Source organism: Gottfriedia sp. NPDC056225 (assembly GCF_042267765.1).
Lineage (GTDB): Bacteria > Bacillota > Bacilli > Bacillales > Bacillaceae_G > Gottfriedia.
Genome location: NZ_JBHJTJ010000011.1, coordinates 1 through 21,209, shown reverse-complemented (window position 1 = coordinate 21,209; position 21,209 = coordinate 1). Strand labels below are relative to the sequence as shown.

The following is a 21,209-nucleotide window of genomic DNA, read 5'->3' as shown; positions in this document are numbered from 1 at the left end:
AAATTTCCTGTTTTGAATACATATAAATTAAATATTTGTAAAGGATTGTCGATAGTTAATGTTTAAAATCTTTAATTAGGGATGTGAAGTGCTTGTCTGATGCTCCCTCGGGTAAAGGAATATTGAATTTTTTTAACTTAATCGAACGCTTATTTTTTAGTAGTAATAATCAGAATGCTCAACTTCAAAATCACGCTCCGAGCTTTTTGATTAACAACGATGGTGAACAGTCTAATTTGTACGAAGATGAATTATTTTTAAGAACAATTACATTTAAAGAAAAAAAAGTAAGCGACATATTAACACCTCGAACAAATGTTATTGCGATTGACATGAATGAATCTTTAGATGTAGTGTATGGAATATTTTTGCATGAGAGATACTCGAGAATTCCAGTATATGATCCAGATATCGATCACATTGTAGGAGTTATTTCTGAAAAGGAATTTTTAACTCAATTAATTCAAAATCAAACTGTTAAAATTAATGAACTGATTAGAGAGCCAATATTTGTGATGGAAACAATGAAAATTTCAATGGTATTAAAAATACTTCAAAAACAAAACGTACATTTAGCTATTGTAGTTGATGAGTTTGGAGGCACTTCAGGAATAGTGACAATGGAAGATATAATCGAAGAACTTGTTGGTGAAATAAGGGATGAGTTTGACGATTTAGATGATGATTTTTTCCAAATAAATGACAATGAATACCAATTCCAAGCCTCGATTGAATTATCCAGTTTTTTTCAAAGGTTTAAAATTAAAAAACCTACCAGTCGATATTTAACATTAGGTGGCTGGTTATTTGAAAGTTTTAAACATATTCCCCAAAATGGAGAATTACTCCAATATAAAAACTTAACCTTCACAATTCAAGAAGTTCAAAATAGAAGAATTCAAAGTGTAATTGTAAAAGTAAATAATACAAATTTACAAAGTAAACTCGGTTCTTAGTGAACCGAGTTTTATTTTTCGTAGGTTTGTAAGTTCAAGAATAGAATAAGTACTTAATTTCAGAATATTACACGTACTGAACATTCCTTACAAAAATTTTGAATAGTAGAAATTGGAAGTTCTTATGATTGAAATATTCAATCACAAAAAAAAGAATTAAAAAGATAAAAAGAAAAATAATAAAAATATGAGATTTTTTTGTTGTAATTTTTTAATACATGCAATATATTTAAGACACACAATTCAAAACAAACAATTCCGATAAGGTTAAGGGAGATTAAAGAATGAATATTAAGAAAATTGGTTTAACATTAGGTTCGTTAGTTTTAGCAGCAGGTTTTATGGCAGGCTGCAATTCAAATAAAAAAGAAGATACTGCAAAAGGAAAAGATTTATTAACTCAAGTAAAAGATAGTGGAGAGTTAAAAATTGGTACTGAAGGTACATATGCACCATTCACGTTCCATGATAAATCTGGTAAATTAACAGGTTTCGATGTTGACTTATCGAATGAAGTTGCTAAACGTTTAGGCGTAAAACCAAAATTTTATGAAACACAATGGGATGCAATGTTTGCAGGATTAGATGCAAAACGTTTTGACATCATTGCAAATGAAGTTGGTATTAGAGCAGATCGTGAGAAAAAATATTATTTCTCTGATCCATATATAACTTCTTCAGGTGCATTAGTTGTAAAATCAGATTCAAAAATTAACTCATTTGATGGCATTAAAGGAAAAAATGCTGCTCAATCTTTAACTAGTAACTACGGAGATTTAGCTAAAAAATATGGAGCTAAATTAGTAGGAGTTGAAGGATTTAGCCAAGCCATTCAATTAATTGAATCGGGTCGTGCTGATGCAACAATCAACGATAAGTTATCAATTCAAAATTATTTAAAAGAAACTGGTGACAACAAAGTAAAAATTGCTGCTCTAGAAAATGATGCTTCAAACAGTGGATTTATGTTCCGTAAAGATGATGAATCATTAGTAAAGGCAGTTAACAAAGCACTAGAAGATATGAAAAAAGACGGAAAGTATGATGAAATAGTTACAAAATGGTTCGGTAAAGATGGACTTAAATAATATACTCAGCCCAGAGTGGATTGACAATTTAACCATTGCGAAGGATTCTTTCCTTCCAATGGTTAAAACTGCTTTAATCGGTACTATTCCATTAACAATTATTACTTTTATAGTAGGTATAATATTAGCATTTATTACCGCACTTTTCCGTCTATCAGGTAATAAATTCTTAAATGGTTTAGCGAGATTTTATGTTTCCATTATTAGAGGAACGCCTCTATTAGTTCAATTATTTATTATTTTTTATGGATTACCTACTCTACATGTAACAATATCACCTTATATTTCTGCAATTATTGGTTTTTCATTAAGTGTTGGGGCATATGCTTCTGAAATTATAAGAGGATCTATCCAGTCTATTGATAAAGGCCAATGGGAAGCTGCTTATTCAATAGGCATGACATATAATCAAACGTTGAAACGTATTATTATTCCGCAGGCTGCGAGAGTTTCATTACCACCATTGTCAAATACTTTTATTAGTTTAGTAAAAGACACGTCTTTGGCCTCATTAATATTAGTAACTGAGATGTTTAGAACAGCTCAGGAAATAGCTGCAACTAACTATAAATTTTTAGTTGTTTATACAGAAGCTGCAATAATCTATTGGATCGTATGCTTCTTCCTTTCAGTCATTCAAGGTCGATTAGAAGCTCGAGTTGAACGCTATGTTGCTAAGTAATGGAGGAAGAGTAGATGATAAAACTAGAAAATATTAAAAAAAGCTTTGGCGAACTAGAAGTATTAAAAGATGTTAGCTTAAATGTAGAAAAAGGTACGGTTACGGCAATTATTGGTCCTTCTGGATCTGGAAAAACTACATTTTTAAGATGTATAAATGTTTTAGAGCATCCAACTGATGGGAAAATCACAATTGACGACCAATCAATTGACTTTTCGAATAAAGTGACTAAAAAAGAAATTATCTCATTAAGAAGTAAAACAGGTATGGTTTTTCAACAGCATCATTTATTTCCACATTTAACAGCGTTGGAAAACGTAATGGAAGGGCTAGTAACGGTACAAAAAGTAAAAAGGGATGTAGCGAAAAAGAAAGCTATTGATTTACTTACAAAAGTGGGCTTAGAAGAAAAAATCAATCTATTACCACATCAGCTTTCAGGTGGTCAACAGCAACGAGTAGGTATCGCTAGAGCATTGGCTTTAGAGCCAACAGTTATCTTGTTTGATGAACCAACTTCAGCGCTTGATCCTGAGCTTGTACAAGAAGTATTGAAAGTAATGAAGGAATTAGCTGAAGATGGTATGACAATGATTGTAGTTACACACGAAATGAAATTTGCTCGTAATGTTGCAGATGAAGTTATTTTTATGGACGGTGGATACATTATTGAGCAAGGTCATCCAAGTGATGTATTAGAAAATCCTAAGCATGCAAGAACAAAACAATTTTTACAATTAATACAGTAATCCAAGAATTAAGAGAAACCCAGCACTAGAGCGCTTTCTAGTGCTTTTTTTATGTGAAAAAGCCGATAAACAAATAAAAAAATTTTTTCCAAAATTTACATTAGCTAAACATACATATGTTAATCGATTAGAGTCATACTATCATTACACTTACATAAGGAGGTGAGACAACATGGCAAACAACAACAGCTTAGTAGTAAATGGTGCACAACAAGCATTAGATTCTATGAAGTATGAAATCGCTTCTGAGTTTGGAGTAACTTTAGGTCCTGATTCTACAGCTCGTGCTAACGGTTCTGTAGGAGGAGAAATCACTAAACGTTTAGTTCAAATGGCTGAGCAAAGCTTAGGTGGTTATTCAAAATAATATCTATGGCTAATAAGGATGGAGATTAATCTCCATCCTTTCTTAATGAAGAATACATAATAGGAGTGTTAATAATGGATGGTATTTGTCCACTATGTAATGGAATTGAGCAATATAAATTAAAATGTCCTATTTGTGAAAATCATTGTGAAGATAAAGGAAGAGCAGTTGATTACGAAGATAAATACAGTCCATACTTAGATTATGATATTTCAGCAAAATCTGATGGATTAACTGAGCAAAATTCAAATCAGTATTGTACCCATATGTTTAATTGTCCAGATTGTAACGAGGGCTTTTTAAAAATTATAGAGAAAATAAAATAACGCAGTACCGATTCAAACGGTACTGCGTTATTTTATTTATTTTTATCGAATACGTGATTCAGTTTCTTTATCAAAGAAATGAACTTTGTTCATGTCTACGGCTAATTTAATAATTTGACCATGTGTAAATGTTGAGCGTGCATCTAATCTTGCGACTAAAGTATGGCCTTCATAGTTAGTGTAAAGCATTGATTCAGCTCCTAGAAGCTCAGCTACTTCAATTTTTAAATCAAGAACTGTACCTTGAGATGCTTCGATAAACACTGGCTCATCATGTAAATCTTCTGGTCGAACACCTAAAGTAACTTCTTTTCCAATATATCCATTATCGCGTAATGTTTTCATTTTTCCTTCAGGTATAGCAATTTTTTTGCTTCCTAAGTTAAAGTGACCATCTTCAACTTTACCAGAAACAAAGTTCATTGCAGGTGAACCGATGAATCCACCAACGAATACGTTTTCAGGACGATCGTAAACTTCTTTAGGCGTACCAACTTGTTGAATAATACCATCTTTCATTACAACTAAGCGCGTAGCCATTGTCATTGCTTCAGTTTGATCATGTGTTACATAGATAGTAGTTGTTTGTAGACGTTGATGTAATTTAGAAATCTCAGAACGCATTGCAACACGTAATTTAGCATCTAAGTTAGATAATGGCTCATCCATTAAGAATACTTTTGCATCACGTACAATAGCACGTCCTAGAGCAACACGTTGACGTTGTCCACCAGATAGTGCTTTTGGTTTACGACTTAAATATTCTTCAAGTCCTAAAATTCGAGCAGCGTCTTTTACGCGTCGATCGATTTCAGCTTTATCAAATTTACGTAATTTTAATCCGAAAGCCATGTTGTCATATACAGTCATATGCGGATAAAGAGCATAGTTTTGGAATACCATAGCGATGTCACGATCTTTTGGTTGAACGTCATTTACACGAAGCCCATCAATAAAGAAATCACCTTTTGAAATATCTTCTAAACCAGCAATCATACGAAGTGTTGTTGATTTACCACATCCAGAAGGACCAACGAATACGATAAATTCTTTGTCTTCAATATGAAGATTAAAATCTTTTACAGCCGTTACGTTATTGTCATAAATTTTATAAATATGATCTAATTTTAATTCTGCCATTGTTACTACCTCCAAATATTTGTAATCGGTTTCATTAATTAAATTGTAAACATTTAAACGTTTTCCAACAATGGCAAAGGTACACAAAAAAAATAGCTTCATTTGTACAAGGTGCACAAAAAAAGCTTTTGTTAATTTTCATTTGTTAACTCAAGTAGGCGAATAGCTAGAAATATAACAAGACCATCCTCAAAATGCTTTAAATCTATTCCTGTTTGTTCTGAAAATTTATCAAGACGGTATTGAACAGTATTCCGATGTAAAAAAGCTTTTTTTGAAGTAGCCGTAACATTTAGATTTTGTTGAAGATAAATTTTTACAGTTGAAAGAATTGGATCATCAATTTTCATATCATTCAAAAATAGATTAGGTAATTCTTTCTGTAAATCATCTGGCAAAAAGGAAAGGATATAGTAAAGCATCTCTTTTGAAAACCAGAGTATATGTTTTTGTTTTTTTACAGATAAAGCTTTTTTAAAACATTGGTGTTCTATGTCAAAATAAAGAAATAAATTCGCTAATGGTGAGTAGGGTTTTCCAACAAGAAAAGTTACATCATGGTATAAGTCAGCTGCAATGATTTCTTGCATATGCTCTAGAAATTCTTTATTAAATGGTTGATCAATTATTTTTTCAATAATAACCCCTTCCTTTGCAGAATTCCAAACGACTATTACATCTTTATGAAAAAAAGCATTGATTGCATCTTCAAACTCAATTTTATTTGTAAAAAGTTGATTGCTGTAAAAATGAATAAATCGAATGGAGGAAGGGAGAGTGTTTTCATTTTCGAATAATAAAGGATTATGTCCTTTATTGAAATATAAATATTGAAACCACTCGCTTTGTGCAGATGGCATCATAATTGCATCGGATTCTAATTTTGTAAAAAGACATTCCAATAGGTTATGTTGTTCCTCAGATATAGAACTTTGTTTAATCCCAAAAATTTCTTGATTTTCTGTAGAAAACCACAAGTAATCCATATATGTATGCTGATCTGGTGTGACCGAAACGGACTCACTTCCAAATAACATCTTAATTTTATCAATCATAATATTTACCTTTCAAAGCATTTTTCATTTAAGTTTAACATTGTTATTTAAAATAAAAAAGAACAGTAGTATACAAACTACTGTTTGAAATTTGAAAGTTCATAAAATAGATGAATTAAGTTTTCAAGTCCTTGTTCTTTTATCGAGATTTCGTCAAATACCATTGGTTTAGAGTTTATTTCAAAAATATAATATTGGTTATTTTGAATACCGATATCCATTGAGAATTCATAAAAATGTGCCTCTTTATTATTTAATGCAATTCCTGTTTGTCTAACGATTTCCTGTAATAATTCATAGTTTAATTTAATTGGTAGTTCTTCGATTGAAATAATGCTGCCACCTCTAGGTACATGAGTTGTAATGCCATTAAATGTACCAACTCTTACTCCGATACCAGAAAGAATGAAATTATTTTCTTTTTTGTGTGCAAGAATTCGTAGATCAAACTTTCTACCATCTGGTAATTCGCTTATTATACCTTGTTGGCAAATAAAATCCTCATTTAAAGAGCTAAGAAATTTCCAACAATCACTAATTGATTTTACTAATTCTACATGAAAAGCATTTCGGATGATGACTTCATTATCACTTTTCAAGGAAAGCTTAAACACGCCAAATCCTCTTGAAGAATTATGCTTTTTAATATAAAGGAATTTCCATTTTTTTAAATAGAAAAACAAATCTTTTTCGTTTATTAATTCAATTGTTTTCGGAATATATGTTTTTAAAAATTCGTTAGTGGATAAGATTGCAGTTGTTTGTATTTTTGAAAGATATGATTCATTAAAAAAAGGGATGTTTAACTCAGAAATTTTTTCTCGAAATTCTTTATAATCATCATTGTATTCATATTGTACAGATGGAATTCGATTGTAAATTACGTCTGGTAAAGGGGAAAATAGTTTAATCCATTTTTTTGTTTTAAAACAAAATGTATAACATGTAACTGAATGATTAGAAAAGGCGGTAGGCGTTAAGATAACTGGAATACCGCCGTTATTTAATACCTTCTTGCAAATTCGTTTAAATGTTTTAATATTTCCGCTAAAAGGTAGTCGTTCTTCATTCGTTAAAATGCCGATAATTGGGCCTAAATGTGATCCATTTTTTTTAACATGAAATTGAATGGAATTTGAAGCGTTATCTTGCAATGCTAAAATAGGAAGGTGGTTGTGTCCAATCGAAAACTTTGATTCTAAGTGATCATGCGACCAAGTATTTGTATCAAGATGGTAAAAAACAGAAATCATTTCATTGAAGCCTCGAGTTCATTTCCCTGTTTGGACAAATGAGTAGCATATTCTAAAAAAAGTTTTTTTATTTGTTTGTCATTTTCTTGGAAGCTTGGATTTGAAAAAATTGATCTACCAGGCTTAGAGTTCGCTTCAAAAAGCCAAATTGTTTCATCTTTATCAACACCGATATCAAATCCAATTTCTCCGATGTGACCGTCAACTTGACGATCTAAAGATTCACTAATTTTTAAAGCTGCAGTAGATAATTTTTCATGAATCCTTTTAGCTTTTTCTTGATCAAATAATTCTTCAAGAGTTTTCACGCGACCACCATTATTTAAGTGAGTAGTAGTACTACCTTTTCCTGCTATTTTCCCAGCAATTACAGTTACATGCCATTTTCCTAAAGCATCTTTGTTTGTATGAACTCGAAAATCAACAGGTTGATGCTCATATCGAATTAATGAAATACCTTGTTGAACGATAAAATCATGTATTTTCATATTACGGAAAACATGATTAATTAAGGATTGAAGTGTCGAGAATTTTTGAAGTCTGTTTGTTTCAAAATCACGATACCTACAATAATAAATACCTTCTTCACGCTGGTAGCGTATTAAAATTACTCTCGATCCGAGGCTACCGTTTTCGGGTTTAACATACACAAAATGATATTTGGATAATAACTCTTCAATTGTATCGAAATTATTAAACTTTAATGTTTTAGGTAAGTACTGTGCAACTGAATCGTCATTTCTTAATTTTAAATATAAATCCCATTTATTGAAGAATCCTGGGTTAAACCAAGGGATTTTATATTCTTTTTCTAGTTTTTGGCGCACTCGTTTAATTGATTTATGAACTTCGACTTTCCTATTCGGAAGCCTATTATAAATCACGGTTGGAAAAGGAACTACTTCTTTAATCCATCTTTTATTTGTAAAGAAATAACCTTGAATTGTTTCTGTTTCCCAGTCAATTCCATGTGTGCCAAATACAAATATGAAGCTGTTTTTTTGATTATTTTCGGCTATTAAATTTGCAAACATAAAGCTTCGATCGCCAATTGGGCGAAGGAGGGACTCAGTAAAGCCAGCTGTAAAAATTCCAACTAGTGGACCGAGCTGCAGCGTATTCCCAATAATAATAGGCTCAATAGTTCCTTCAAAAGGGATACAGAGCATTTCAATTAAATGCTCTGATATTGAAATGGTATTTTGAAGTGTATTCATCGTAACTAGTTGACAAGGGTATTTTTTTTGACCAAAAGCAATATATTCAATATTTCTTGATGTTGTAAGTTTTTCAGGTATACATACTAGGTTTTTACTCTGTCGATGAGTAACGATTTTATAAACTTCATTCATTATTTAATTTCACTTCTTTCACTTTTAGATTTCGATTGTAAGTGTAGACAATACTGAATTGGTGCCGAATAGAGCTTTTGTTGAATGGAAGGATCAGTTTGGATTAAAACTTTTCTTCCTGGTTTTGAATTAACATCTAAAATCCAGATTGCTTGATTTGAATCAATTCCTAAATCTAATCCTATTTCAAATAATGGAAGAAAATTCTTCTCAAGTACAATCGGTAATTGATTACAAATTGTTTCAATATCTTGTTGTAAAATTAGTGCAGTTCTTTGACTAAATTGAGTAATCCACTCATCAAATGGAACTGCATTACTGCCAGCACTTAAGTTTGCAATAATTGAATTTGCTTTTCCTACTCGGATGCCTTTACCAACAACTTGCCACTCGCCTTTTTCGTTTTTTTGTAAAAGAACGCGTAAATCAAATGCTTCGCGTGATTTTGTTTGAAGGTCTAAATAGTTTTGATAAACATAGTTTTTTGATTCGACAAGAGGTTGTAGCCATTCAAAAAATTCATCTCTTGTATCGTATACTGTTTCAACAACTTCATTTTGTTTTTGAGTTGAAACGCTAATTGAATATGGACTTAAAGTAACAAAGTAAATATTTATTCCTCTTGATCCATGTATTGGTTTAATAACTAGCTTACGTGTTTTTCTAAGCTCTTCAAAAAATACCGCTAAATGCAATAACTTTTTTGTTTTTGGTATATATGGATTTAGACTTTCATCAGTTGCAAGCGCCTGATAAGTTTCCCATTTTCCCGGTAGTCCATATCCTAAAAAGGTGATGTCTTTACGTTTCTTTAGCCAATCAACAATTGGTTTTGCTTGCTTACTTTTAATGTTAGGAGAGTAAAAACAACGATCATAAATATAATTTGGAATTTCAAATGTTGTTTTCTCCCATTGTTCTGTTTCTGCAATATACTTCCAGCCAAGTATTTCTTCTGAAGCTGGTTGAATACTAAAAGGGGTAAATTGAACGAATTCATAACCTAGTTTACTTGCTTCCTTTGCCATGTGCTGTACGTATTCACCTTCTTGTCTTTCTTTAAGAGATAAATAACCTATTCTCATTCTTTTCACTCCTTGTACTTATAAATATGATTGAACAAGAGAAAAAATAGCCTTTGTTGAAGGTCTAATTTTTTGAATTGGGTCCGTTAAATGTAAATCCTTAGATGGCTTTGAATTTAATTCAATGACCCAAGGATTGAATTGGTTATCAATAGCAAGATCCACTCCAAACTCAGCGAATAATCCATCAAAGGAGGAGTCTATACACCTACAACATTCAATCGCTAATTCAACTAATAATTTTTTAAAGTGAACGCGCTCTTTTTTGGGTAAATATTGACTTAAAAATTCATCAATTTTTTGAAGGTCTCCGCCTCGAGCTAAATTACTGACAAACTGAGTTGGATGACCAATCCTTGCTACAGTTGAAGTTACTTCCCAATTATTGAATTTATTTTTGTGGCATAAAAATCTAAAATCAACAAGTCGATTATCTTTACTGATTAAAGGTAAGCCTTCTTGAATAATACAACTACGCTTACTTAATTGCTGTTTAATGATTTGAAATACTTCATGTATTGATTGAAATTCTAGTTCTACTTCAGAGTTCTGACTATTTTTTAACCGAAATAGTTCCTTTTCTTTTGTGACCCTAAGAATATTTCTTCCTTGACTGCCGTGGATCGGCTTAATAAAAACTGTTTCATATTTTTGGATGAAATGTTCTAATTGTTCTGCTGAAATACATTCCTCAGTGTACGGTACATATGGTTTTATATAGGCAGAGTCAATTAATGCTTTAAAAACTTCAAGTTTATTTAAGAAACGTGCATTAAAAAAAGGTATTTGCTGAGTTGTTAGAGAAGAATTTAGTAATTTAAATTCTTTAGAACGCTCAAGCTTCCTCGAATGAATGCGATTATGAATGATTGATGCGGGAGGTACATTCATTAAAGTCCAGCCATCTTCTGAGCGTTTATAACCTTTTAATTCATTCGTAAATAGCTTTTTGAAAGTAGTTACATAAAAATCGATCTCAGATTCCCCGCATAACTCTGATAACTCCTCGCAAAGTGTTGTAATGGAGCCGAGCGGATTTAATGATTCTTCATTGATCGAATCAGTTACTACTACGAAAGATTGAGGTTCTTGATTTTTAGGAAAAGATTGCAATGATTCTCCTCCTTTCCAAAATAATGTCGTTGTATACTATGTGATATTCGCCCAGTTGGTGAATGTCTTTAAGAAATTTTAAGGTAGAAAGTTTGATTTGTTTTTTGAAAGACTGACATATAATAGAATGTTTGCTATAGTGGAGATACAAAAGTTTATAGGAGGTAGTTAACATGGCAGTAAACATTTATGATATTGCATACTCACTACAAAACGCTTTTAAGGAGCAACCAGAATTTAAAAATTTACAATCACTATACTCACAAGTATTAGCTGATCCAACTGCGAAACCATTATTTATGGAATTTCAAAATTTCCAAAAAACTATGCAACAAAAAATGTATCAAGGTGAAGCAGTAACACCTGAAGAAAATGCAAAAGGCCAAGAAATAGTTGCAAGAGTGTCTCAAAATCCATTAATTGCAAACTTAATGCAAACGGAACAAAGATTAAATTTAGTTATTCAAGATGTAAATAAAATCGTCATGAATCCATTAGAAGAATTTTATAAATCATTAATGGAAATGTAAGACGAGAGGAAGAACAGGGAGATTACTGTTCTGAATATAAGAGAGACTTCATATTTATGGAGTCTTTTTTAGTATAAGGAAGGGTATAATAACAATCTGCAATGTTCTAATTGAACGAAGCATGTCATATATTCTAGTAAGGTATTTCTTCGCGAAATGGGGGAGATTAAGTGATTTATAAGTTACTTGCAATTAATATAGATGGTACTTTATTACAATCAAACGGAAAACTCTCAAAAGAAACGAAAGAAGCTATTGAATACGTTCAAGATAAAGGGATTTACGTAACCTTATTTACAAGTAGAAATTTCCAAGCTACAAAAAAGATTGCAAAAGCATTAAAGGTTAATAATCTTTTGATTTCGCACTCAGGCGCCTTTATTTCTTCTAAGCTTGATGAGCCGCTTTTTGAAAAAAGGATTGAAGAAGAAGAAGCTTATGACATTGTAAAAAAACTAGAAAAGTATGATTGTAATATTCGATTGTCACATGAGCATTTTTCAATTGGAAATCGAAAAAAATTGCAATCAAATTTAGTTGCGAAAGCAGTTTTATCAAATGCAGATCCAGTATTTTATCCGATTCAATTTGTTGAATCCCTTTCAGATAGTATTCTGGAAAATTCAATTTCTCCATTAAAAATAGAATGTTATTTCTCTGATGAAGTAGAGAAAAGCAAAGTGAAAAGTGAATTAAATACGAAATATCCACATCTAGATTGTCTCTGTGAGGAAGATGAAAAAATTGAAATTGTTCGCAAAGGAATCTCTAAATATACAGGTTTAAAACGATTAGGTGAACACTTAGGAATTTCCTATCATGAAATGGTTGTAATAGGCGATAATTATAGTGATTTACCATTAATCGAGCATGCGGGCTTAGGTGTTGCAATGTCAAATGCTCCTGTGGAGATTAAAAAGGTTGCAGACTGGATTACAAGATCAAATGATCAAAATGGTGTTCCATATATGATTAAAGAACATTTCAGGAAACAATTCCCACTTCCTTTCTTAAAAACACATTTAAAAATTGAAAAATAGATATTAAGCCTGGCTTTCATGGAGACTTCTCTTTGAAAATCAGGCTTTTATTACGTTTATTTTTTATCGACTATTTACTTAAACATAATACATTGTCCTTGTCCTAAATATTGACCTCTTATCTCTTTAATTCTATACTTAAGTGATAACTTAAAAAGGTGATAAAAAATGAAAATATATATAAAAGGTTTAGAGGATAGTCGTTTTCAAAGGCCGTTGGAGCTATTAGCTCAACTATTCTTTGAAGACTGTGATGTATCGTTAGAAAAAATAGATGCTGATATTGAAGTAAGTTTTGATTTAGATGAAGTAAATAAACAGGTCTCAGGTGAATTAGGATCTGATTTTCAAGCAAATACGAGCTATGTAAACGGTAAAGACGAAAAAGAATCGTTCAAATTTAAAAAGAAGGCTGTTAATTTTGTCTTTTTATCATTACTACAAGAGTATACTGGCATTCAGCAAAAGTGGGGAATTTTAACTGGGATTAGACCAACGAAGCTTCTTCATTCGAAGCTTAAGTCTGGTATGGCAAAGGAAATGGCACATGAAGAGTTACGAAATGATTACTTGATTCATGATGAAAAGATAGATTTAATGCAATCAATCGTTGATCGTCAATTAAAAGTAATTCCTGATTTATATAATTTGCAAAATGAAGTAAGTATTTATATTGGAATTCCATATTGCCCGACAAAATGTGCTTATTGTACATTCCCAGCCTATGCGATTCAAGGTAAACAAGGCGCAGTTGATTCATTCTTATATGGATTACATTATGAAATGGAAAAAGTCGGTGAATTCTTAAAAGAGCGTGGAATAAACATTACAACGATTTATTATGGTGGAGGTACGCCTACTAGTATTACAGCTGAAGAAATGGATTTACTGTACGCTAAAATGCACGAATCATTTCCAAATATGAAGCAGGTTCGTGAAATTACAGTTGAGGCAGGAAGACCAGATACAATTACACCAGATAAATTAGATGTTTTAAATAAATGGAATATTGACCGAATTAGTATTAATCCACAATCGTATATTCAAGAAACTTTAAAAGCGATTGGAAGACATCACACAGTTGAAGAAACAGTAACAAAATTCCATCTAGCTCGTGAAATGGGTATGAATAATATTAATATGGATTTAATTATTGGATTACCTGGCGAGGGCTTAAAAGAATTTCAGTATACTTTAGATGAAACTGAAAAGCTAATGCCTGAATCGTTAACTGTTCATACACTATCATTTAAAAGAGCATCAGAAATGACGCAAAACAAGCAGAAATACAAAGTTGCTGATCGTGATGAAGTACAACAAATGATGAACGAGGCAACAGTATGGACAGAAAAACATAACTATCATCCTTACTATTTATATCGTCAAAAAAATATATTAGGTAATCTTGAAAACATTGGGTATTCTGTAGATGGACAAGAAAGTTTATATAATATTTTAATTATGGAAGAAGAACAAACAATAATTGGGCTAGGCTGTGGTGCTTCAAGTAAGTTTGTCAATCCAAATACTCGTCAAATTACTCGATTCGCAAATGCAAAGGATCCTAAATCATATAATGATGGTTATGAGCATTACACGAATGCTAAAATTAAAATTTTAGATGAGTTATTTTCGAAAAGTAATCAATCAAATTAATGAAAAATAAAGGAAAATCCCCTTTCAATGTTTAATGTTTACATTAACTATGAAATTAAGGGGGATTTTTTTATGTCTATTTCGAACACTGTAGAACACGTATTGTTAAAAAAAGAGGGGCGAGTTGCAACTGTAGTATTTAATCGACCTGAAGTTTTAAATGCAATGAATGAAGATACATTCAGACAATTTCGAGATGTATTGGATGAAATCGCAAGCTCAGAAGTTGACGTAGTCGTACTATGTGGAAATGGCAAAGGTTTCTCTTCAGGTGGAGATTTAAAATCAATGCTAAGCAATACTGATGAGTCCGCTTTTGGTCCGATAATGGATTTAATTTCAGAAGTAGTAGTCAGATTATACACTTTACCTAAAATCGTTATTAGTGCAATTCATGGACCTGCTGCAGGTATAGGACTAAGTTTTGCTTTAGCAAGTGATTTTGTTCTTGCTCATGAATCAGGAATTCTAGCAATGAACTTTATCGGTATTGGTTTAATACCTGATGGTGGTGCACATTACTTCTTAGAAAAACGCTTAGGTGAAACAAAAGCTAAGCAACTGATTTGGGAAGGTAAAAAACTAAACTCAGCACAAGCATTAGAAATTGGCTTAATTGATGAAGTTATTAGCGGTGACTTCGAACAAGAAATTAACAAACGTGTAAAGAGTATCCTTCAAAAGCCAGTGAGTGCGATGATTCAAACTAAACAAATTTACAGCAATGGAAATTTAGATGTTTTAAAGAGAGTGCTATTAGCTGAAAAAGAAGGACAAAGTGCTATGAGAAGAACTGCTGATCATCAAGAAGGTGTTCAAGCGTTTTTACAGAAAAGATTACCGATTTTTACTGGTAAATAAGGATTGAAAAGCCGACTATATTATAGTCGGTTTTTTTGCACATTAAGAAAGTATAAATTGGAAGGCGGTGGAGATCAGTCGACGTAGATGCCAATTTTAGGTATAAGTATAAGTGCAACTACCCCTCTGTCTTCGCCTAAAGGCTCACGAATCGGCGAGTTTTCTTTATGGATGTAAGGAGGAGTAATAAAGAAAAAACTGCGATCAGTCATCGCAGCTTTAAAAACGTACTGTTACTATTAAGTATAAAAGCTTAATAAAGTCTTAGGTTTGATCTCTATACCAGAATTCTTTAATCGTTCTTTACGGTTTTTGTATAATTTTTTAATCAGTTTTTCAATTGTTTCAATCGGTGCATGATGGATTTTTTTATGGCAGATAGGACATAGGCTTATAACATTCGCTTCAACATCTAAGTTATAATCGAACATTTCCTCGAATTCCAATGGTATTAAATGATGTCCTTCAACATAATTTTCTCCAGTTTGTTTAGATCGAAAGAATGAATGAGATTCATCGATTTCACATTTGAAATTTGCTTCAACAATCGCTCTTTTTGTAACGGTTCGATTACGATTAGATATATTCGTAATGACTGTACAATTGTATTTAGCTTTAGGCTCATCCTTAACAGGAGTTTGCGAATCAACGTATGTTTTTTCAACTTCAATAGTAAAAGTTTCCTCATCCATTTCATTGTCTAAAGCGTATCTTATATTTTTACTATAAAGAAAGTTCATGAAATCATCATATTTATGTTTATCTAGATTTTGTGGTACTTCTGAAAAATTAATAAATTCTTCCCAAATTAATTTCATATCATTCAAGTTTAGAGGGTTAAAAATACAGATTGATGATGGATCGAATACAAATGTTCCGATATATTCTTTATCTTTATTAGAACGCTCAAATATTGAAGATAATTTACTAGAAGCAATTATTTGGTCTTTGAATTGAAATAATAAGATTGCTCCTTTTGGTGTGTTCAATCCTTTTTTAAATTGATAACCCCTAACAGGTAATTCGTCTAAAAACCACTCCTGTAATTCTTCGATGCTCTCATATCTAAATTCGAGATTTTCACATGAAATAGGGAATATTCTAATAGGTGGGGTATCATCTAATATAGAAAGTTCTTCGTACATTTCGTCCAATAGTTCATTGGCTTCTGTCTTTAATATACTCATTTCGTGGTTAGTTCTTAATATAGAGTAGTCAAAGAAATTTTCTTTGAGACTATTTGACAGAGATTTGACTTGATGTTTTACAAACCACTGCTTTAATATATTTTCGGTTTTTTTATGGTCAATCTCTGTAAGAAAATCTGAATTAAAATAAGTATCTGAACACATATCCTTGTACGCAATAAAAGAACTTGGGCCGAACAAATCGATTTCTTTTACATAATACCATTGAGAAAATTGAGATAACTTCATTTGAAGGTTTACATCTATTTTAATGTCTTCATTAAATTGCTTTATGTTTTTAATTACATCTTGAATGTCATCAACGAATGGATATTTGTTGTTCTTCATTTACGAAAACTCCTATTATATTCTGTCTTAAGTAAAAATGACATAAAAAAAAAACTGCGAACATTATTTCGCAGCTTCTTATTACGGATGAAATAATAGGAGTTTACCAGTTTGACTTATGCAACGGTGTGTCTTATCAAGTGCACCAATTACTGAAAGTTTTTCTTTACCAATATCTTTTGCTTCTAAGTCAGAATTAGCTTCAAATTGTTCATCGACAATTGATTCTCCACTTTTTTCAAAAGCAGTAATTCGATACGTTCCCATGTTCTAGTCCTCCCCTTAAATAGTTGCTATATTACTATTTTGGCATAGATTGAAAAGGCATGTAAAGTAATAATTTGAATTGCAAAAAAATTCTGCGATAATTTAAAGTTCTGAAATACACCTTTCATAGAAAGTTCTTGAGAATTGTTAGAATATGTCTTAATTTTTGTATGATCATTGTTGGGCTAAGTAGCTATTTTAACGTATAATAGGATAAGTAAAACGACTAATACATAAATTGATTTTCCTTTTTCTTATTTTGGAGAAAATGGTTTTCCAAAATATTTTAAGCTATTTATACAATTTGTAAATTTTGTTTAGTATGGCGAAGGAAGCATATACATAGTGGAGGTACTTATGGATAAAAAAGTATATGATCATGAAGTTGGCGAACGTTTTGTGACGTATTTATTTGTTAAAGCAGTTACTAAAGGTGTAGCAAGTAATCAAAAATCCTTTTTATCATTAACTTTACAAGATCAAAGTGGAGATATAGAGGCGAAGCTTTGGGATATTTCTTCAGAGCAAGAAGCATCCTATGCCGAGGGAACAATTGTAAAGGTTGAAGGTGAGCTACACGATTATAGAGGGAAACTTCAGCTTAAATTACGCCAAATTCGTCCAGTAAAAGACACAGATGAGGTAAATCCAGAAGACTTTTTTGCGAGAGCACCAGTTTCGAAAGAAGTATTGTATGAGAAAATTACTTCTTACATCAATAATATGACGAATGAAAAACTTAAGAAACTAACTGAATATCTAGTATTAAAAAATCAAGAAGAATTCCTTGATTTTCCAGCAGCAACTAAAAATCATCACGAATTTGTTTCTGGATTAGCTTATCATGTTTTTTGTATGCTGCAATTAGGTGAATCTATAGCGAATTTATATCCTTCGCTTAATAAAGATTTACTATACGCTGGAATTATATTGCATGATTTAGGCAAAGTAAGAGAGTTATCGGGTCCGGTTTCAACAAAATATACTGTTGAAGGTAATTTGCTAGGTCATATTTCACTAATGGCAATTGAAATTGGTAATGCCTCGATTGAATTAGGAATTGAGGGAGAAGAAGTTACTGTACTTCAGCATCTTATTTTAAGCCATCATGGTAAATATGAATATGGTAGTCCAAAGCTACCTTTAATTAAAGAAGCGGAAATATTACATTATATTGACAATATTGATGCGAAAATGAATATGTTAGATCGTGCGCTTGAAAGAGTTGAACCAGGTGAATATACTGAGCGCATTTTCCCACTAGAAAATCGTAGTTTTTATAAACCAAAATTTTAAAATAATCATACTTTCTCCTTAATAGCCATATAATGAAGCAAATGCTTGTCTACTAAGGAGGAAAATCAATGCCGATCTTACCATTTTGGATGTACATTGTTATATTAGGAATTTTTGTAAGTGGATTTATGGTACTATACACCTCTAAACAAGAAAGAGACGCAGATGAAGCTTTCATCGAAAAAGAGGGAGAGATTTACTTACAACGTATTAAAGAGGAACGAGAAAGAAGAGAGCAGTTACTTATTAACTCTGAGATTTCTTCAAATTAAAAAACCTGCCATTATGGCAGGTTTTTTTTATGATTTTTTATCTTGGTTTTTTAAATCTTTGTCTTTAACTTTAAATTTAGCTTTTTTAAGAAGTTCATCTGAAAATGCAGAGAAGTTATCTTGGCTTAATTTAGTCTCAGCAATCTTTTGGCGAGCGTCTTTTTCGTTAGCAGTCTTTTTACCAGTTAATTTAATGATATGGTATCCAAATTGTGATTTAACTGGTTTGCTAATTTCTCCAACTTTTAGAGCGTATGCAGCTGATTCAAATTCAGCTACCATAGCACCTTCTCCAAAATAGCCTAAATCTCCACCTTTATCTTTTGAACCAGTGTCAGTAGAATATTTTTTAGCTTCTTGCGCAAAATCTGCACCATCCGCTAAGTCTTTTTCTACTTTATTAGCTGTAGCTTCATCTTTTACTAAAATATGACTAGCTCTAATTTCAGGTTTATATTTTGCAATATCAGCTTGTGTAACTGAAGCTTCAGCAGCTTTTTCAGTTAATAAATCAACTTTAACGCGATCTTTAAATGCTGCTTCATCTTTAAATCCGTATTGAGCTAAAAATGATTTGAATTGGTCACCATTTTGTGTTTTGTAATCATTGAATTTTTTATCAACGTCTTTATCGCTAACTTTGAAGTTTTTCTTTAAATAATCTTCAATAGCCATTTGCTTAAGCATTGCTAATCCTGCTGTATCCTTCATTTTGTCATATAAATCTTTTGAAGTGATATCTCCCGCATTAGATGTAGCAACTACATCATTACTAATACCAGCTGAACCACATGCCGCTAGTCCGAATACTGAGGTAGCTAAAACTGCAGATACGATTATCTTTTTCATTTAAACATCTCCTAATAATAATTTAAATTGTTTTTTATAAAAAAAATTTACTTATTTAAGTATGGAGCATAAATCTTAATTTTTCCTGTATTTAGACATACCTTTTACTGGAAATTACTTCACTTAATATAACATATTTTTCTACAATGTGACAAAGTTTATCCAAAAAAAGAATAATTTGGAATGTTTTTTAATAAAAAATTAATCTAATTAAAGGAATCTTGAACTAGTTTTAAATAAAAAATAGGTATTTATAAGAGCAAGGTTAAGTAATGAGACTGAAGAAATACGAAAAAATTTTAATAAAACTTTATTAATTTATTTTTCCCAAGACATACCAATAGAATGTATTTATTTTTTAAAATTGGCTAGTCAACCATGACATTCGCCCAATCATTTAAGGCATTCGTCTATATATTATTAAGAATTACTTTAGGGGGGTTGGAAAAATGGAAGGGAAAGCATCGCGTGAATTTATTTTAATTGTGATCCTGTTTATTTTGCTAATCATTATTGGGTGCTCATGTTTGTAGTTAGTACAAATCTTCGAAAATGAAGGTTTATTATACATTTGCCCAGACCATTTTTTACTACACGCATAAGATAAGATATGTAGCTAAAGGAGGTGTGAATGATGGGCGTAGGATTCCATGGTGGAGGATTTGCGTTAATCGTTGTATTGTTCATCTTATTAATTATCGTAGGAGCAGCTTGCATCTAATTTGTAAATAAGACAATTATTCAACCGGAGGTATTGTACCTCCGGTTGAGTTTTTATTACAGATATAAAATAGATACATTTGTACATAATTAGATAATAAAAATTGAAATAAATTGGACTGAGTTAGAGGCATAATTGAGGTTTTTTATGTGAAGTTTTGAACAAAAATGGTTGAAATAAAAAGCGGAAGGATTTTTAATCTTGCCCCGCTTCTATTTGAGTTTATTTTACAACTACAAGGACAAATCAACTCGCAGGTTGTAACAATTTAAGAAGATATTAAGGTTTTTTTATTAAACGGTTATCTTCTTCGATAAATTCTTTATCTATGTTACCTAAAGTTGTTTCAAAAATATCCATGAAATCTTTTCCGTAAATATTACGTAAGATAGCCATAATTTCCATATTTTCTGGGAATTTACCATAAAATTCTTTTAATGGCAGAGTACCTTGGAAAACTGAATTTGTTTCCGGATCAAATTCTCCTAGTATTTCTAATAGCATATTCTTACCTTTTTCTGTTAATTCAATATAAGTATTTCGCTTATCTTCTACTTTCTTAGAAAACACTAATAAACCACGCTCTTCAAGCTTTTTCGAAAAATTAAAAGCTGTAGAAACATGCATTACACCAAACTTAGCAATTTCAGAAATAGAGGCACCCTTTAAGTGGAAGGCGATCATTAAAATATGATGTTCATTGATATTTAAATCATAGGGCTTAATCCATTGTTGCCAGTCTTTCTCAACTGACTTCCATAATGCTTTAGAAATTTGGGCAATTCTTTGACTAAAAATCAAAGCTTCTTTCATTGTGTATAATTTTTGTTCAGTTTTCATCAATTCACCTTCTTTTCTATTTAACTATCTATTTATTATTATGCCAATAATATGTGAAGAAATAAAGAACTTTTAGTTAGAATTTTTAAAAATTTTCACAAAGTCATTGATAAAATTCTACAATTTTATATTATAATTAAGTGTTAGGCTTTAAAAAAGATATGCTCATATAATAT

24 protein-coding genes are annotated in these 21,209 nt (G+C 31.3%); 14 read left to right on the top strand and 10 right to left on the bottom strand.

Features of this window, described 5'->3' with window-relative positions; genetic code table 11:
• Positions 1 to 92: 92 nt before the first annotated feature.
• From ACFCYN_RS09725 to ACFCYN_RS09700, 6 genes are all read left to right on the top strand, one after another.
• Positions 93 to 956: a hemolysin family protein gene (locus tag ACFCYN_RS09725; RefSeq protein WP_375948984.1), complete on the top strand. Its 864-nt coding sequence runs from the start codon at positions 93 to 95 to the stop codon at positions 954 to 956.
• A 290-nt stretch (positions 957 to 1,246) separates the two neighbouring features.
• Positions 1,247 to 2,044 (top strand): amino acid ABC transporter substrate-binding protein, encoded by a 798-nt coding sequence (locus ACFCYN_RS09720; protein WP_375949123.1) that lies wholly within the window; start codon positions 1,247 to 1,249, stop codon positions 2,042 to 2,044.
• Positions 2,031 to 2,726 (top strand): amino acid ABC transporter permease, encoded by a 696-nt coding sequence (locus tag ACFCYN_RS09715; RefSeq protein WP_098117164.1) that lies wholly within the window; start codon positions 2,031 to 2,033, stop codon positions 2,724 to 2,726. The genes ACFCYN_RS09720 and ACFCYN_RS09715 overlap by 14 nt, the downstream gene beginning before the upstream one ends.
• A 14-nt stretch (positions 2,727 to 2,740) precedes the next feature.
• Positions 2,741 to 3,475 (top strand): amino acid ABC transporter ATP-binding protein, encoded by a 735-nt coding sequence (locus tag ACFCYN_RS09710; RefSeq protein WP_172445702.1) that lies wholly within the window; start codon positions 2,741 to 2,743, stop codon positions 3,473 to 3,475.
• 172 nt (positions 3,476 to 3,647) lie between these two features.
• Positions 3,648 to 3,842 carry an alpha/beta-type small acid-soluble spore protein gene (locus ACFCYN_RS09705; protein WP_056472044.1) on the top strand — a complete coding sequence of 65 codons (195 nt, stop codon included), beginning with the start codon at positions 3,648 to 3,650 and terminating at the stop codon, positions 3,840 to 3,842.
• Positions 3,843 to 3,916: 74 nt separating this feature from the next.
• Positions 3,917 to 4,168, top strand: coding sequence for a hypothetical protein (locus tag ACFCYN_RS09700; RefSeq protein ID WP_098117166.1), 252 nt, complete (start codon positions 3,917 to 3,919; stop codon positions 4,166 to 4,168).
• Between the two features lie 42 nt (positions 4,169 to 4,210).
• Here the strand turns inward: ACFCYN_RS09700 and ACFCYN_RS09695 are convergent, their stop codons facing one another.
• The 6 genes from ACFCYN_RS09695 to ACFCYN_RS09670 form a co-directional block, all read right to left on the bottom strand.
• Entirely contained in the window at positions 4,211 to 5,308 is a 1,098-nt protein-coding gene (locus ACFCYN_RS09695; protein WP_172445700.1) for an ABC transporter ATP-binding protein, read from the bottom strand.
• Between the two features lie 131 nt (positions 5,309 to 5,439).
• Positions 5,440 to 6,363 carry a PucR family transcriptional regulator gene (locus ACFCYN_RS09690; protein ID WP_375948980.1) on the bottom strand — a complete coding sequence of 308 codons (924 nt, stop codon included), beginning with the start codon at positions 6,361 to 6,363 and terminating at the stop codon, positions 5,440 to 5,442.
• 77 nt (positions 6,364 to 6,440) lie between these two features.
• Positions 6,441 to 7,616: a YheC/YheD family protein gene (locus ACFCYN_RS09685; protein WP_375948978.1), complete on the bottom strand. Its 1,176-nt coding sequence runs from the start codon at positions 7,614 to 7,616 to the stop codon at positions 6,441 to 6,443.
• Complete coding sequence (locus ACFCYN_RS09680; RefSeq protein WP_216854220.1) at positions 7,613 to 8,968, bottom strand: YheC/YheD family endospore coat-associated protein; 1,356 nt, start codon at positions 8,966 to 8,968, stop codon at positions 7,613 to 7,615. The genes ACFCYN_RS09685 and ACFCYN_RS09680 overlap by 4 nt, the downstream gene beginning before the upstream one ends.
• Positions 8,968 to 10,053: a YheC/YheD family endospore coat-associated protein gene (locus ACFCYN_RS09675; protein WP_375948976.1), complete on the bottom strand. Its 1,086-nt coding sequence runs from the start codon at positions 10,051 to 10,053 to the stop codon at positions 8,968 to 8,970. The genes ACFCYN_RS09680 and ACFCYN_RS09675 overlap by 1 nt, the downstream gene beginning before the upstream one ends.
• A gap of 18 nt (positions 10,054 to 10,071) precedes the next feature.
• Positions 10,072 to 11,166 carry a YheC/YheD family endospore coat-associated protein gene (locus tag ACFCYN_RS09670; RefSeq protein ID WP_375948974.1) on the bottom strand — a complete coding sequence of 365 codons (1,095 nt, stop codon included), beginning with the start codon at positions 11,164 to 11,166 and terminating at the stop codon, positions 10,072 to 10,074.
• A gap of 173 nt (positions 11,167 to 11,339) precedes the next feature.
• On the opposite strand from ACFCYN_RS09670, the gene ACFCYN_RS09665 reads away from it, so the two are divergent.
• The 4 genes from ACFCYN_RS09665 to ACFCYN_RS09650 all read left to right on the top strand — a co-directional run bounded on the left by ACFCYN_RS09665 (position 11,340) and on the right by ACFCYN_RS09650 (position 15,253).
• Positions 11,340 to 11,696: a YlbF/YmcA family competence regulator gene (locus ACFCYN_RS09665; RefSeq protein WP_172445695.1), complete on the top strand. Its 357-nt coding sequence runs from the start codon at positions 11,340 to 11,342 to the stop codon at positions 11,694 to 11,696.
• 170 nt (positions 11,697 to 11,866) lie between these two features.
• Positions 11,867 to 12,736: a Cof-type HAD-IIB family hydrolase gene (locus ACFCYN_RS09660; RefSeq protein WP_375948972.1), complete on the top strand. Its 870-nt coding sequence runs from the start codon at positions 11,867 to 11,869 to the stop codon at positions 12,734 to 12,736.
• Positions 12,737 to 12,904: 168 nt separating this feature from the next.
• Positions 12,905 to 14,392, top strand: coding sequence for a coproporphyrinogen III oxidase (locus tag ACFCYN_RS09655; RefSeq protein ID WP_375948970.1), 1,488 nt, complete (start codon positions 12,905 to 12,907; stop codon positions 14,390 to 14,392).
• A 72-nt stretch (positions 14,393 to 14,464) separates the two neighbouring features.
• Entirely contained in the window at positions 14,465 to 15,253 is a 789-nt protein-coding gene (locus ACFCYN_RS09650; protein WP_375948968.1) for an enoyl-CoA hydratase, read from the top strand.
• A gap of 239 nt (positions 15,254 to 15,492) precedes the next feature.
• On the opposite strand, the gene ACFCYN_RS09645 is transcribed toward ACFCYN_RS09650, so the two are convergent.
• Entirely contained in the window at positions 15,493 to 16,788 is a 1,296-nt protein-coding gene (locus tag ACFCYN_RS09645) for an HNH endonuclease (protein ID WP_375948966.1), read from the bottom strand.
• 81 nt (positions 16,789 to 16,869) lie between these two features.
• A complete protein-coding gene (locus ACFCYN_RS09640) occupies positions 16,870 to 17,055 on the bottom strand; it encodes a YhzD family protein (protein WP_098117177.1) in 186 nt (61 codons plus the stop codon).
• Between the two features lie 357 nt (positions 17,056 to 17,412).
• Here ACFCYN_RS09640 and yhaM point away from each other — a divergent pair, with 357 nt between their 5' ends.
• A complete protein-coding gene (gene yhaM / locus ACFCYN_RS09635) occupies positions 17,413 to 18,351 on the top strand; it encodes a 3'-5' exoribonuclease YhaM (protein WP_172445690.1) in 939 nt (312 codons plus the stop codon).
• 68 nt (positions 18,352 to 18,419) lie between these two features.
• Positions 18,420 to 18,623 (top strand): sporulation YhaL family protein, encoded by a 204-nt coding sequence (locus tag ACFCYN_RS09630; RefSeq protein ID WP_056472082.1) that lies wholly within the window; start codon positions 18,420 to 18,422, stop codon positions 18,621 to 18,623.
• Between the two features lie 27 nt (positions 18,624 to 18,650).
• Here the strand turns inward: ACFCYN_RS09630 and ACFCYN_RS09625 are convergent, their stop codons facing one another.
• Complete coding sequence (locus tag ACFCYN_RS09625) at positions 18,651 to 19,472, bottom strand: peptidylprolyl isomerase (RefSeq protein ID WP_375948963.1); 822 nt, start codon at positions 19,470 to 19,472, stop codon at positions 18,651 to 18,653.
• Positions 19,473 to 19,921: 449 nt separating this feature from the next.
• Between ACFCYN_RS09625 and ACFCYN_RS09620 the strand changes: the two genes are divergently transcribed.
• Both ACFCYN_RS09620 and ACFCYN_RS09615 read left to right on the top strand, forming a co-directional pair.
• A complete protein-coding gene (locus tag ACFCYN_RS09620; protein ID WP_098117180.1) occupies positions 19,922 to 20,005 on the top strand; it encodes a YjcZ family sporulation protein in 84 nt (27 codons plus the stop codon).
• A 98-nt stretch (positions 20,006 to 20,103) separates the two neighbouring features.
• Positions 20,104 to 20,193 carry a YjcZ family sporulation protein gene (locus ACFCYN_RS09615; RefSeq protein ID WP_097973758.1) on the top strand — a complete coding sequence of 30 codons (90 nt, stop codon included), beginning with the start codon at positions 20,104 to 20,106 and terminating at the stop codon, positions 20,191 to 20,193.
• Between the two features lie 279 nt (positions 20,194 to 20,472).
• Here ACFCYN_RS09615 and ACFCYN_RS09610 read toward each other — a convergent pair whose 3' ends face one another.
• Entirely contained in the window at positions 20,473 to 21,033 is a 561-nt protein-coding gene (locus ACFCYN_RS09610) for an HTH-type transcriptional regulator Hpr (protein ID WP_056472088.1), read from the bottom strand.
• Positions 21,034 to 21,209: the final 176 nt, after the last annotated feature.